Here is a 12,492-nt window from a genome sequence, read left to right as displayed (position 1 = left end):
CAACGATGCCCCTTCGCCCTGCCACCACGCTCTGGCCGCCCGTCTTACTGGGTAGCCAGTTTGTTTTTAACATCGGCTTTTACGCCGTTGTTCCCTTCCTGGCGATATTCCTGCGAGACGACATGCTGCTCTCCGGCGGGCTGATCGGGCTGATCCTCGGCCTGCGCACCTTCTCTCAGCAGGGGATGTTTATCGTCGGCGGTGCGCTCTCGGACAGGTTTGGCGCGAAAGTCGTTATCCTGAGCGGCTGTATTGTTCGCGTTGCGGGGTATCTGCTGCTGGCGTTCGGAGGATCGCTGTGGCCGATTATTCTGGGCGCGTGTCTGACAGGCGTGGGCGGCGCGCTGTTTTCTCCATCGATTGAAGCATTGCTGGCGAAAGCGGGCACGCACAGCGAGGCGAAAGGTAAACGAAGTCGGGCGGAGTGGTTCGCGCTCTTTGCGGTCTGCGGGGAACTCGGTGCGGTACTGGGCCCGGTTGCCGGCGCCCTGCTCACCGGCCTGGGCTTTCGCCAGGTGGCGCTGGCGGGCGCAGGGGTCTTTATCGTTGCGCTGGTGGTGCTCTACTTTTGCCTGCCCGCGTCACGCCACGCCTCGCGGACGCTGAAGCTCGTTCCCTGGTGGACGACGTTCCGCCAGCCCCGCTTTGTTGCCTTTATTATTGCTTATAGCTCGTGGCTTTTGAGCTATAACCAGCTCTATCTGGCGCTGCCGGTAGAGATTCAGCGTTCCGGCGGTAACGAGAAAGATCTCGGCCCGCTTTTTATGCTGGCCTCTGTCCTGATCGTAGCGTTACAGCTGCCGCTGGCGCGTTTCGCCCGGCGCGTGGGCGCGGTGAGGATCCTGCCAGTGGGCTTTTTGCTGCTCTCCGCCGCCTTTGCAAGCGTGGCAATGTTTGCGTCGACGGCACCGCCAGAGGGCTGGCTGCGCCTGCTGCCGTCGATCTGTTTCGTGACGCTGTTGACGCTGGGGCAGATGCTGCTGGTACCCTCGGCAAAGGATCTGATCCCAAGGTTTGCCGAAGAGTCCACGCTGGGGGCGCACTATGGCGCACTCGCCACCGCTGGCGGAGTCGCGGTCCTGACGGGGAATTTGCTGTTTGGCAGTCTGTTGGATCGCGCCCTGGTGCCCTCCACGCAGGCGATGCTCCCCTGGCTGCTGCTGGCCCTCTTCCCGCTCTGCAGCGCGCTGGCCATGAACGTGATTTGCCGCCCGCTCAGAAGCTGAACCGGTCACTTTTTCGGACGATACTTTTCCGGCAGTTCCGGTACGGGACGACGGTCATCCATTAGATGACGGACGGTCAGAATGGGGTGACGCCAGAGCATTCGCGGGCCTGCCCAACGCATAATTTGCTTCATCTCTTCGCGTTTGGCAGGCTGGTAGCAGTGGACCGGACACTGTTTACAGGCGGGCTTTTCCTCCCCGAAAACGCATTTATCCAGGCGCTTATCGGCATAGGCATTTAGCGCCTGATAGTGCCCCTCTTCCGCAGAGGCCTGAGGACACTGCTTCTGATACAGCGCGATCATTTTCGCGATGGTCTCTTTTTCGCGTGAAATTCGTTTACCGGACATAGCGACTTACCGAACAATAAAGTGCAAAAATAATACACCTTTCAATGCAGAATTTCAGTTTTTGCATGCGGTTTTCTGAAGCCTGATTCCAGTTTTAGCCCTGCACCGCCCGACAATCACTGGTATTTTATACAGGCATCAGTAATGACTTTTATCCGTGTTGTCGGGAGACCCTATGCAAGAACTTGCTATCAACAAACCCTATCGCCATTTAACAGTGGGATATTTCAGAAAGCGCCATGAAGACCGCAATACCAAGATACCGAAGCGCTACAGCGTGCATGCGGCGCTGAGCTTAAAAGGAGACTGGCTTGAACAGGCTGGGTTTACCACCCACTCCCGGGTTCGCGTGGGCGTTGAGCATGGAAAAATAGTCATTGAGTTAATGTCGGAAGATGCCTCGTAAAGCGACGACATTTTTCTGCGCCGTACCTTTTTTTCATGCGACAATAGAAGGAACAAACGGCCACTGAGCCGCTCAAAACGGTTTATATTCAAAGAAATGGACATCATAACTCCATGAGCACACTCGACAATTTCGACGCACATACGCCGATGATGCAGCAGTATCTGAAGCTGAAGGCACAGCATCCGGAAATCCTGCTGTTTTACCGTATGGGCGATTTTTACGAGCTGTTTTATGACGATGCTAAGCGTGCATCGCAGCTGCTCGACATCTCGCTGACCAAACGTGGCGCATCGGCAGGTGAGCCCATCCCGATGGCAGGCATTCCGCACCACGCGGTAGAAAACTACCTGGCGAAACTGGTGAATCAGGGTGAATCTGTCGCCATCTGCGAACAGATCGGCGACCCCGCGACCTCAAAAGGTCCGGTGGAACGCAAAGTCGTGCGCATCGTCACGCCCGGTACCATCAGTGATGAAGCCCTGCTGCAGGAGCGCCAGGATAACCTGCTGGCCGCGCTGTGGCAGGACGGCAAAGGGTTTGGCTACGCGACGCTGGATATCAGCTCCGGGCGTTTTCGTCTGAGTGAACCGGCCGATCGAGAAACGATGGCAGCCGAACTGCAGCGCACCAACCCGGCAGAATTGCTCTACGCCGAAGATTTCGCCGAAATGGCGCTGATTGAAGGTCGTCGCGGGTTGCGCCGCCGTCCGCTGTGGGAATTCGAAATTGATACCGCGCGCCAGCAGCTGAATTTGCAGTTTGGCACCCGCGATTTGATTGGCTTTGGCGTTGAAAATGCCCCGCGCGGGCTGTGCGCGGCCGGTTGCCTCCTGCAGTACGTGAAAGATACCCAGCGCACTGCCCTGCCGCACATTCGCTCTATCACCATGGAACGCCAGCAGGACAGCATCATCATGGATGCCGCTACGCGCCGTAACCTGGAGATCACGCAGAACCTGGCAGGCGGCGTAGAAAATACGCTTGCGTCGGTCCTGGACAGTACGGTCACGCCAATGGGCAGCCGTATGCTGAAACGCTGGCTGCATATGCCGATTCGCGATACCGCAACGCTGGTTTGCCGTCAGCAGACGATTGCCGCCCTGCAGGATCGTTATACCGAGCTGCAGCCTGTCCTGCGCCAGGTGGGGGATCTGGAACGTATCCTGGCTCGTCTGGCGCTGCGCACGGCGCGACCGCGCGACCTCGCGCGGATGCGTCATGCTTTCCAGCAGTTACCGGAACTCCGTGCGCAGTTGAGCGACGTTGACAGCGCGCCGGTACAGAAACTCCGCGAAACCATGGGTGAATTTACCGAACTCCGCGAGCTGCTTGAACGCGCCATTATTGATGCGCCTCCGGTTCTCGTACGTGATGGTGGCGTGATTGCTCCGGGCTACAACGAGGAGCTGGACGAATGGCGCGCGCTGGCCGACGGTGCGACAGACTACCTTGATAAGCTGGAGATCCGCGAGCGCGAGCGTCTTGGTCTCGACACCCTGAAAGTGGGTTATAACGCGGTTCACGGTTACTACATTCAAATCAGCCGCGGGCAGAGCCACCTGGCGCCGATTCACTACGTGCGCCGCCAGACGTTGAAAAACGCTGAACGCTATATCATTCCCGAGCTGAAAGAGTACGAAGACAAAGTCCTCACCTCGAAAGGGAAAGCGCTGGCGCTGGAAAAACAGCTGTATGACGAGCTGTTCGACATGCTGATGCCGCACCTGGCCGACCTGCAGCTGAGCGCCAGCGCGCTGGCGGAACTGGACGTGCTGGTGAACCTGGCAGAGCGCGCGGAAACGCTGAACTACACCTGCCCGACCTTTACCGACAAGCCAGGCATTCGTATTACCGAAGGCCGTCATCCGGTGGTCGAGCAGGTGCTGAACGAACCGTTCATCGCCAACCCGCTGAGCCTGTCGCCGCAGAGAAGAATGTTGATCATTACCGGTCCGAACATGGGCGGTAAGAGTACCTATATGCGTCAGACGGCGCTGATTGCCCTGCTTGCCTATATCGGCAGCTACGTTCCGGCGCAAAACGTAGAGATTGGCCCCATCGACCGTATCTTTACCCGTGTTGGAGCTGCGGACGATCTGGCGAGTGGTCGCTCAACCTTCATGGTTGAAATGACTGAAACGGCTAATATTCTGCATAACGCGACGGAGCACAGCCTGGTGCTGATGGACGAAGTCGGACGCGGAACATCAACCTATGACGGTTTGTCGCTGGCATGGGCCTGTGCGGAAAGCCTCGCGAATAAAATTAAGGCCATGACGCTGTTCGCCACCCACTACTTCGAGCTGACGCAACTGCCGGAGAAAATGGAAGGGGTGGCTAACGTCCACCTTGATGCGCTGGAGCACGGCGACACCATCGCCTTCATGCACACGGTGCAGGATGGCGCGGCAAGCAAGAGCTATGGTCTGGCCGTTGCGGCGCTGGCTGGTGTACCGAAAGAGGTGATCAAGCGCGCGCGTCAGAAACTGCGTGAACTGGAAAGCCTGTCACCGAATGCGGCGGCGACGCAGATTGACGGTACGCAGATGTCGCTGCTGGTACCGGCGGAAGAGACATCGCCTGCCGTGGAAGCACTGGAAAACCTCGATCCGGATTCACTGACGCCACGTCAGGCGCTGGAGTGGATTTATCGCTTGAAGAGTCTGGTTTAGTTCTCTGCGGTCTTTTGCCCGGTGGCGCTGCGCTTACCGGGCCTACGGTTTTTGTAGGCCCGGTAAGGCGAAGCCGCCACCCGGCAAAAAAGACCGCACGATGTTATCGCCCGGTAAGCGCAGCGCCACCGGGCTTTCTTTACAGCAGCGGCGGGATTGTCGGCACCTGCGGCGCCTCATCGATATCCTTCTGCGTCATGCGGAACGCTTCCGGGTAATGTTCGCGGCTGGTACGACGCAACGGTTCGGTATCGCGCCAGGTATAAAGACAATGCTGGCACTGGTAAACGGTCCAGACCCCTTTCACCGGTGACGTCGCCATTACTTCAATATGCTCATCGGCACAACGTGGACAAATCATCTTTTCCTCCTTATTGGCGTGCAGCCAGCATCGCGGTCAGTTTTTCAGCCCAGGCTTTGGTTTCGGGGAGATCCTGTACCGGCTGGCTATAGTGGCCCCGGGTATCCGGTGCAACAGGCGTGGTCGCATCAATAATCAGTTTGTCGGTAATGCCCGCCGGGCTGGATCCAGGATCCAGTTCCAGCACCGACATGTTCGGCAGCTGCACCAGATCGCCTGCCGGGTTGACCTTCGACGACAGCGCCCACATCACCTGCGGGAGGTTGAACGGGTCGACATCCTCATCCACCATGATCACCATCTTCACGTAGCCCAGGCCGTGCGGCGTGGTCATGGCGCGCAAGCCGACCGCGCGGGCAAAACCGCCGTAACGCTTTTTGGTGGAGATAATCGCCAGCAGGCCGTGGGTGTACATCGCGTTCACCGCCTGCACTTCCGGGAACTCCGCTTTCAGCTGCTGGTAGAGCGGCACGCAGGTGGCTGGCCCCATCAGATAATCAATCTCGGTCCACGGCATACCGAGATAAAGGGATTCGAAAATCGGTTTGGTGCGGTAAGAAACTTTGTCGATACGCACAACCGTCATGTTACGGCCACCGGAGTAGTGCCCGGTAAACTCGCCAAACGGACCTTCAATTTCGCGCTTACGGCCTTCAATCACCCCTTCCAGGATCACTTCAGAACCCCACGGCACGTCGAAGCCGGTCAGCGGCGCGGTGGCAATCGGATATGGGCTTTCACGCAGCGCGCCGGCCATTTCATACTCTGACTGATCGTATTTCAGCGGCGTCGCGCCCATCAGGGTAATGATCGGATCGTTGCCGAGGGTAATGGCAATCGGCAGGTCTTCGCCGCGCTCTTCGGCTTTGTGCAGATGCAGAGCGATATCGTGCATCGGTACCGGCTGCAGGCCGAGCTTGCGCTTGCCCTTCACTTCCATGCGGTAGATGCCAACGTTCTGCTTGCCGAAGTGATCCGGGTCAAGCGGATCGCGAGAGACAACGCACGCTTTATCGAGATAAAAACCCCCGTCGCCGTCGTTCAGACGGAACAGCGGCAGAATATCGAACAGGTTAATGTCTTCACCGTCCACCGTATTCTGCGCCCAGGCCGGATTGGCGCGGCGCTCTGGCGCAATCGGGAATTTATCCCAGCGGCGAATAAACTCGTCGATCTGCTTTTTCACCGGCGTGTTCGCAGGCAGCCCCATCGAGATGGCATGGTTCTGCCAGGAGCCGATGGTGTTCATCACCACGCGGGCATCGGTAAACCCGCGAATGTTGTCGAACCACAGCGCGGGCGCGCCGTCACCGATGCGGCCGGTCGCGTTGGCTGCCGCAGCCAGATCGGGCTCGGCGTTTACCTCTTCCTCAATTTTCAGCAGTTGCCCTTGCTCATCGAGCGCCTGCAGGAAGCTTCTCAAATCATCAAATGCCATCTTTATTCTCCTGTGAAAAATGTTTCGCCTCCCGCAACCCGTTCCAGCGGCGCGCCTTTTTATGCTCCAGACCAAACTGGTCAAGCACGCGGGTCACAATATGCTGGGTAATGTCATCGGCGGTTTGCGGGTGGTTGTAATACGCAGGCATAGGCGGCACCATCGCCACACCCATGCGGGAGAGGGCAAGCATATTCTCCAGATGAATGGTGCTGAGCGGCGTTTCACGGGGCACCAGCACCAGCTTGCGCCCCTCTTTCAGCACCACATCCGCCGCACGGCCCACCAGCCCTTCGGCATAGCCCGCACGGATCCCGGCCAGCGTTTTCATGCTGCAGGGAATGACGATCATGCCGTCGGTACGAAATGAACCGGAGGAGATGGTGGCGGCCTGGTCAGCCGGGCTGTGGACGACGTCAGCCAGCGCAGCAACGTCCTGCGCGGTGTAAGGGGTTTCCAGTTCAATGGTGGTTTTTGCCCACTTCGACATCACCAGATGCGTCTCCACTTCCGGCATTTCCCGCAGCGCCTGCAGCAGCGCCACGCCCAGCGGAGCACCCGTTGCTCCCGTCATTCCCACGATTAATCTCATTCATCACCTCAATTAATTTGTTCGTACACGAACATTATGAGTAAACTACTCCCGGATCGATTTCCTGACAAGATTGTTCGCATACGATCACACGAATTGCTAAAAAATGCCGCGTTAAAATCCAGAGCAAGAGCGGCTATCATAGAGGGAGATTTTTTCCGTCGGAGTGTTCATGGAACTAAGACAAGAGGCGTTCCACCTGTTACGTCAGCTTTTTCAACAGCATACCGCCCAGTGGCAACATGCATTACCGGAGCTGACCAAGCCGCAGTATGCGGTGATGCGCTCCATTGCCGAGCATCCAGGTATCGAACAGGTGGCATTGACTGAAGTCGCGGTCAGCACGAAAGCGACCCTGGCGGAAATGCTCAGCCGCATGGAGGCGCGTGGGCTGGTCAAACGCGAGCACGACCCTGCGGATAAACGCCGTCGCTTTGTCTTCCTCACGCCAGAAGGTGAGGCCCTGCTTGCAGACTGCAAGCCGGTAGGCAATGAGGTTGATGAGGCCTTTTTAGGACGCCTTAACAAGGCCGAGCGGGAGCAGTTCTCGGCTCTCATCAAAAAGATGATGCACGATTAATTCACGCTGGTGCGCATAAAATCGATAAAGGTGCGCACTTTCGCTGACATATGCCGGACATCAGGATAGACCGCATAGATGCCCTGCCGCGCAAAAGTATACCCCGGTAAAACCGTCACCAGCGTTCCCGCATCAAGCGCATCGCGCACCAGCCATTCCGGCAGTAACGCCACGCCACCACCTGCGAGCGCAAAAGCCATAAGGGCCTGAGCGCTGTCGGCAAACAAGCGCGGCGCTTTTTTTATCTCCAGCGTTTCGGGCGCACCGCAGGCATCCTTCACCTGCCAGCGCAGCGGCGAGGCCAGACGCTCGTGAATGATCCAGTCCGCGTGGGCCAGCTGCGCAAGCGTTTCGATCGGATGGTTAACGAGCCACCCGGGCGTCGCGACGAGGAGAATAGAGAAGTGCGAAATCAGCGCGGCGTGGTTGCGCGAATCGACAAGCGTGCCCAGCCGGATGGCCACGTCAAAGCGCTCCGAGATAAGGTCGGCGTGCAAGGACGACGAAACATGTCGTACGCGAAGATCCGGGTGCTGCTGGCTAAACCTGGCCAGCAGCGGCACCACGACCCGGGAGCCATACTCGGGCGTCGTCGTGATCCGCAGTTCGCCAATAAGCCCCGCATGATTCGCGCGGACATCATCCTGCAGCCGTTCGGCGTCCTTCAGTAGCGCCACGCTGCGCTGATGAAACAGTACGCCCGCCTCGGTTAACGTCAGTCGACGGGTGGAGCGCAGCAGCAGCGTAACGCCCAGCTCATCTTCAAGCTGGCGAATATTGAAGCTGACGACCGCTTTTGTCAGCCCCATCGCCTCGGCGGCCGCCGTAAAACTGCCGGTGTCGGCCACCGCGACAAACATCTGCGTCCGCTGTAGGTTAATCATCATCTCGCCCGATACTGTCAAAATATTTTTGACAGTATATCGCGCTTTGTCAGGTTTATCCGTGATTCCCGGATCGATACGATACGCCACCTCACCGGAGGATCCACCATGACGTATCGCAGCAAAATTGCCGCTGTTTATCTGCTGGGCTTTTTTCTTGATTTGATCAACATGTTTATTGCCAGCGTCGCCTTTCCGGCAATGGCCCACGCGTTTAACACCACGCCTTCAGCCCTTGCCTGGGTTAGTAACGGGTACATTGCCGGCCTGACGCTGGTGATCCCGTTCAGCAGCGTGCTGACGCGCCGCATCGGGCCAAAGCGCGTCATCCTGCTCTCGCTTTTTCTGTTCAGCGCAGCCTCCGCAGCGGCGGGCCTGTCTGCAACGCTTGAAGGTCTGATCGCCTGGCGAGTACTCCAGGGCGTTGGAGGAGGCTTACTGATCCCCGTCGGACAGGCGCTGACCTGGCAACAGTTTCAGCCTCACGAGCGCGCCAGACTCTCCTCGGCGGTGATGCTGGTCGCGCTACTTGCTCCGGCATGCTCCCCGGCTGTCGGGGGACTTCTGGTGCAGACGCTAAGCTGGCGATGGATATTTTTCGCCACGCTCCCGGTGGCTATCGTGACCATTGTTTTAGCCTGCCTGTGGCTTAAACACGAAATGCCTGCGATGAACGCGGCCAGACTGCTAAACCTGTCGTTGCTCGCGGACCCACTTTTGCGTTTTTCGATACTTGTCTACTTGTGCGTCCCCGGCATATTTATTGGGGTGAACGTCACGGGGATGTTTTATCTTCAGCACGAGGCGAACATGAGCCCTGCCGCAACGGGAATGCTCATGCTGCCGTGGTCCGTGGCATCGTTTATCGCCATCACGGCAACGGGACGTTATTTTAACCGTATCGGCCCCCGACCGCTGATCGTCATCGGCTGCCTGCTGCAGGCGACGGGTATTCTGCTTTTGATTAACGTCAGTTCGGCTACGCTGCTACCTGCCGTCGCGTTTACCCTGATGGGCGCGGGAGGAAGCCTGTGCAGCAGTACGGCTCAGAGCAGCGCGTTTCTGACAATGCGCCGGGACGAGATGCCGGATGCCAGCGCGCTGTGGAATCTCAATCGTCAGCTGAGCTTTTTTGCCGGTGCCCTGCTGCTTGCGCAGGTGCTGAACCTGGCGCAGACGTGGCTGACACCTCACGCCGCCTGGTACGGGATGTTTATTTTTGCCGCAGGCATGACCTTGCTGCCTGTACTGTACGTTTTTCGTCTAAACAATACGCAGGTGCTCACCCAGCTGCGACAGGAGAATACATGACGCCTTTCGAACACGACATTATCGACCTCCACATTGCGCTTGAAGACTGGTTAGGCAAAGGTGATGGCGATCCGGATGCCCTTCTCGCCCGTTTCCGTCCCGATTTTCTGATGATCCCGCCGGGCGGTGTGCAGATCGACTATCGCGGCCTGGCCAGTTTTCTGGAAAAACAGCGCGGAAGCCGTCCTGGACTGAAGATCGTCATTGACGAATTAACCACGATCCAAAGCGGCGCACAGGGTGCTGTGCTTCACTACCGGGAGACACAAACCCGGCCAGACCTGCCCGTCAACGTGCGCTGGTCAACCGCGGTGCTCAGTCATGAAGGCGATCGGATAGTGTGGCGTCTGCTGCACGAGACGGCGACCCAACCGTAACACAAAAGAAAAAGGCCCGTCTCACGACGGGCCTTTTTTGACGAAAGGTTGCTTATTCGCGGAACAGCGCTTCGATATTCAGACCTTGCCCCTGCAGGATTTCACGCAGGCGGCGCAGACCTTCAACCTGAATCTGACGAACACGTTCACGGGTCAGGCCAATTTCACGGCCGACGTCTTCCAGTGTCGCAGCTTCATACCCCAGTAAACCGAAACGACGTGCCAGCACTTCACGCTGTTTGGCGTTCAGTTCGAACAGCCATTTGACGATGCTCTGTTTCATGTCATCGTCCTGCGTGGTGTCTTCCGGACCGTTATCTTTTTCATCGGCCAGGATGTCCAGCAGCGCTTTTTCGGAGTCGCCACCCAGCGGGGTGTCAACGGAGGTAATGCGCTCGTTGAGACGCAGCATACGGCTTACGTCATCAACCGGTTTATCGAGTTGTTCGGCAATTTCTTCTGCGCTTGGCTCGTGGTCCAGTTTATGGGACAACTCGCGTGCGGTGCGCAGGTAGACGTTCAACTCTTTGACGATGTGAATCGGCAGGCGGATCGTACGGGTCTGGTTCATAATAGCCCGTTCGATGGTCTGACGAATCCACCAGGTCGCGTAGGTTGAGAAACGGAACCCGCGTTCCGGGTCAAACTTCTCAACTGCGCGGATGAGACCTAAGTTGCCCTCTTCAATCAGATCCAGCAGAGCCAGACCACGATTGCCGTAACGGCGGGCAATTTTCACGACCAGTCGCAGGTTACTTTCAATCATGCGACGACGCGAGGCCACATCACCACGCAAAGCACGACGTGCGAAATAGACTTCTTCTTCGGCCGTTAGCAGTGGGGAGTAACCAATCTCCCCAAGGTAAAGCTGAGTCGCGTCCAGTACACGCTGTGTGGCACCCTGCGATAACAGCTCTTCTTCAGCCAAATCGTTATCACTGGGTTCCTCTTCTACTAAGGCTTTTTCGTCAAAAGCCTCTACTCCGTTCTCATCAAATTCCGCGTCTTCATTTAAATCATGAACTTTCAGCGTATTCTGACTCATAAGGTGGCTCCTACCCGTGATCCCTGAACGAGACACCCTGGCTGGCATGCCCCGTCAAATTATCGCTGCGGCAAATACTGCAGCGGGTTTACGGATTTCCCCTTGTAACGAATTTCAAAATGCAAGCGTGTAGAACTGGTTCCGGTGCTACCCATGGTAGCGATTTTTTGCCCCGCCTTAACTTCTTGTTGTTCCCGGACCAGCATTGTGTCGTTATGGGCGTAGGCACTCAGGTAATCATCGTTATGTTTGATGATAATAAGATTACCGTAACCGCGCAGAGCGTTACCGGCATACACAACGCGTCCATCTGCGGTCGCGATGATAGCCTGTCCTTTACTCCCTGCGATATCGATCCCTTTATTTCCCCCTTCGGAGGAAGAGAAGTTTTCGATAACCTTGCCGTCAGTCGGCCAGCGCCATGCAGAAATCGGCGAACTGGAGGTCATACTGCTGGCAGTCGGTTCATTAGAGCTAACCACAGGTGCCGTAACCGGTGCTGTGACAGCAGTCGCAGTCCCTTTATTATTCGGCAACATTTTGTTAGCAGTCTGATCACCTGAATCCTCAGAATACGTAATTACAGGTTGTGAAGCAACCACCGTGGTGGATTTTTGTGCAGGCTTAACGCTGTTATTTTGAGCCGTCACATCGGCCGCTGAAACCGTATTGCCAGGCGTAAGCGGCGTGCCCGTCGCGTTGCCCACCTGGAGCGTTTGCCCGACTTCCAGACCGTATGGGGCCTGGACGTTATTGCGCTGCGCGAGGTCACGGAAATCGTTCCCGGTGATCCACGCAATGTAGAACAGCGTATCACCGCGTTTCACGGTATAGGTGCTGCCACCGGTGTAGCTGCCTTTCGGAATGTTCCCATACTGGCGGTTATAGACTATGCGGCCATTTTGGGTCTGAACAGGTTGTTCAACTGGCTGAACCTGCATTGGCTGTGTAACAGGATGTTGCACAGGCTGAATTTGTGGCGTTTGCTGCGGTGCAGCCGTCCCCATTTTAGGTGGCGGCGTGATTAACATTCCGCCGGACGTGTTACCGGAGCCGCTGTTTCCGCCGACGGAACTGACGGGCGCAGGTGCGTTGTTAGAACTTGTACAGCCTGCCAGCCAGAGCGAAACCAGTGATAATGCCGCAACACGGCTGATGGTGAATTTAGGGCTTCCCGCGCTCATTTATCCCCCAGGAATGTGTTAACTACCAGTGACTTAAAATTTACCGTGATGGCACAAATCTTT

13 protein-coding genes are annotated in these 12,492 nt (G+C 57.1%); 6 read left to right on the top strand and 7 right to left on the bottom strand.

Translation table 11 applies throughout. From position 1 onward, the window contains the following. The first annotated feature begins 5 nt into the window (after positions 1-5). Positions 6-1,226 (top strand): MDR family MFS transporter, encoded by a 1,221-nt coding sequence (locus tag CWR52_RS17190; RefSeq protein WP_104950223.1) that lies wholly within the window; start codon positions 6-8, stop codon positions 1,224-1,226. Between the two features lie 5 nt (positions 1,227-1,231). Here the strand turns inward: CWR52_RS17190 and CWR52_RS17185 are convergent, their stop codons facing one another. Beyond that, on the bottom strand, positions 1,232-1,576 hold the full coding sequence (locus CWR52_RS17185) for a nitrous oxide-stimulated promoter family protein (protein WP_045418265.1): 345 nt from the start codon (positions 1,574-1,576) through the stop codon (positions 1,232-1,234). A 175-nt stretch (positions 1,577-1,751) separates the two neighbouring features. On the opposite strand from CWR52_RS17185, the gene CWR52_RS17180 reads away from it, so the two are divergent. Together CWR52_RS17180 and mutS are read left to right on the top strand one after the other, a co-directional pair. Further along, a complete protein-coding gene (locus CWR52_RS17180; RefSeq protein ID WP_045908493.1) occupies positions 1,752-1,982 on the top strand; it encodes a SymE family type I addiction module toxin in 231 nt (76 codons plus the stop codon). A 113-nt stretch (positions 1,983-2,095) separates the two neighbouring features. Beyond that, positions 2,096-4,657 carry a DNA mismatch repair protein MutS gene (gene mutS / locus CWR52_RS17175; RefSeq protein ID WP_104950222.1) on the top strand — a complete coding sequence of 854 codons (2,562 nt, stop codon included), beginning with the start codon at positions 2,096-2,098 and terminating at the stop codon, positions 4,655-4,657. A 139-nt stretch (positions 4,658-4,796) separates the two neighbouring features. Here the strand turns inward: mutS and CWR52_RS17165 are convergent, their stop codons facing one another. From CWR52_RS17165 to CWR52_RS17155, 3 genes are read right to left on the bottom strand one after another with little or no spacing between them, the layout of a single operon-like run. After that, complete coding sequence (locus CWR52_RS17165) at positions 4,797-5,018, bottom strand: non-oxidative hydroxyarylic acid decarboxylases subunit D (RefSeq protein WP_003862116.1); 222 nt, start codon at positions 5,016-5,018, stop codon at positions 4,797-4,799. A gap of 10 nt (positions 5,019-5,028) precedes the next feature. Then, positions 5,029-6,456 carry a non-oxidative hydroxyarylic acid decarboxylases subunit C gene (locus CWR52_RS17160; RefSeq protein WP_048029223.1) on the bottom strand — a complete coding sequence of 476 codons (1,428 nt, stop codon included), beginning with the start codon at positions 6,454-6,456 and terminating at the stop codon, positions 5,029-5,031. Further along, the gene (locus CWR52_RS17155; protein ID WP_008499595.1) at positions 6,446-7,048 is read right to left on the bottom strand and encodes a non-oxidative hydroxyarylic acid decarboxylases subunit B; all 603 of its coding nucleotides are present in this window, start codon (positions 7,046-7,048) and stop codon (positions 6,446-6,448) included. Before CWR52_RS17155 ends, CWR52_RS17160 begins: the two co-directional genes overlap by 11 nt. Positions 7,049-7,220: 172 nt before the next feature. Between CWR52_RS17155 and CWR52_RS17150 the strand changes: the two genes are divergently transcribed. Then, the gene (locus CWR52_RS17150; protein ID WP_023294441.1) at positions 7,221-7,628 is read left to right on the top strand and encodes a MarR family winged helix-turn-helix transcriptional regulator; all 408 of its coding nucleotides are present in this window, start codon (positions 7,221-7,223) and stop codon (positions 7,626-7,628) included. Here the strand turns inward: CWR52_RS17150 and CWR52_RS17145 are convergent. After that, complete coding sequence (locus tag CWR52_RS17145) at positions 7,625-8,512, bottom strand: LysR family transcriptional regulator (protein ID WP_104950942.1); 888 nt, start codon at positions 8,510-8,512, stop codon at positions 7,625-7,627. The two genes, CWR52_RS17150 and CWR52_RS17145, sit on opposite strands and share 4 nt — an antisense overlap. Before the next feature lie 108 nt (positions 8,513-8,620). Here CWR52_RS17145 and CWR52_RS17140 point away from each other — a divergent pair, with 108 nt between their 5' ends. Together CWR52_RS17140 and CWR52_RS17135 are read left to right on the top strand one after the other, a co-directional pair. Further along, the gene (locus tag CWR52_RS17140) at positions 8,621-9,823 is read left to right on the top strand and encodes an MFS transporter (RefSeq protein WP_104950221.1); all 1,203 of its coding nucleotides are present in this window, start codon (positions 8,621-8,623) and stop codon (positions 9,821-9,823) included. Next, positions 9,820-10,200: a DUF4440 domain-containing protein gene (locus CWR52_RS17135; RefSeq protein ID WP_104950220.1), complete on the top strand. Its 381-nt coding sequence runs from the start codon at positions 9,820-9,822 to the stop codon at positions 10,198-10,200. The genes CWR52_RS17140 and CWR52_RS17135 overlap by 4 nt, the downstream gene beginning before the upstream one ends. Before the next feature lie 52 nt (positions 10,201-10,252). Here the strand turns inward: CWR52_RS17135 and rpoS are convergent, their stop codons facing one another. Together rpoS and nlpD are read right to left on the bottom strand one after the other, a co-directional pair. Then, positions 10,253-11,245 carry an RNA polymerase sigma factor RpoS gene (gene rpoS / locus CWR52_RS17130; RefSeq protein WP_008499600.1) on the bottom strand — a complete coding sequence of 331 codons (993 nt, stop codon included), beginning with the start codon at positions 11,243-11,245 and terminating at the stop codon, positions 10,253-10,255. Between the two features lie 59 nt (positions 11,246-11,304). After that, complete coding sequence (gene nlpD, locus CWR52_RS17125) at positions 11,305-12,429, bottom strand: murein hydrolase activator NlpD (RefSeq protein WP_104950219.1); 1,125 nt, start codon at positions 12,427-12,429, stop codon at positions 11,305-11,307. Positions 12,430-12,492: the final 63 nt, after the last annotated feature.

The sequence above is a fragment of the Enterobacter sp. SGAir0187 genome (assembly GCF_002952735.2).
In the GTDB taxonomy this organism is placed as follows: domain Bacteria; phylum Pseudomonadota; class Gammaproteobacteria; order Enterobacterales; family Enterobacteriaceae; genus Enterobacter; species Enterobacter quasiroggenkampii.
Note: the sequence above shows the minus strand (reverse complement) of the source record. Positions and strands in the feature narration are given on the sequence as shown.

Bases quoted from the DNA above. Each gene is read 5' to 3' on its own strand.
- CWR52_RS17190 (WP_104950223.1), top strand. From the start codon at position 6: ATGCCCCTTCGCCCTGCCACCACGCTCTGGCCGCCCGTCTTACTGGGT.
- CWR52_RS17185 (WP_045418265.1), bottom strand. From the start codon at position 1,576: ATGTCCGGTAAACGAATTTCACGCGAAAAAGAGACCATCGCGAAAATG.
- CWR52_RS17180 (WP_045908493.1), top strand. From the start codon at position 1,752: ATGCAAGAACTTGCTATCAACAAACCCTATCGCCATTTAACAGTGGGA.
- mutS (WP_104950222.1), top strand. From the start codon at position 2,096: ATGAGCACACTCGACAATTTCGACGCACATACGCCGATGATGCAGCAG.
- CWR52_RS17165 (WP_003862116.1), bottom strand. From the start codon at position 5,018: ATGATTTGTCCACGTTGTGCCGATGAGCATATTGAAGTAATGGCGACG.
- CWR52_RS17160 (WP_048029223.1), bottom strand. From the start codon at position 6,456: ATGGCATTTGATGATTTGAGAAGCTTCCTGCAGGCGCTCGATGAGCAA.
- CWR52_RS17155 (WP_008499595.1), bottom strand. From the start codon at position 7,048: ATGAGATTAATCGTGGGAATGACGGGAGCAACGGGTGCTCCGCTGGGC.
- CWR52_RS17150 (WP_023294441.1), top strand. From the start codon at position 7,221: ATGGAACTAAGACAAGAGGCGTTCCACCTGTTACGTCAGCTTTTTCAA.
- CWR52_RS17145 (WP_104950942.1), bottom strand. From the start codon at position 8,512: ATGATTAACCTACAGCGGACGCAGATGTTTGTCGCGGTGGCCGACACC.
- CWR52_RS17140 (WP_104950221.1), top strand. From the start codon at position 8,621: ATGACGTATCGCAGCAAAATTGCCGCTGTTTATCTGCTGGGCTTTTTT.
- CWR52_RS17135 (WP_104950220.1), top strand. From the start codon at position 9,820: ATGACGCCTTTCGAACACGACATTATCGACCTCCACATTGCGCTTGAA.
- rpoS (WP_008499600.1), bottom strand. From the start codon at position 11,245: ATGAGTCAGAATACGCTGAAAGTTCATGATTTAAATGAAGACGCGGAA.
- nlpD (WP_104950219.1), bottom strand. From the start codon at position 12,429: ATGAGCGCGGGAAGCCCTAAATTCACCATCAGCCGTGTTGCGGCATTA.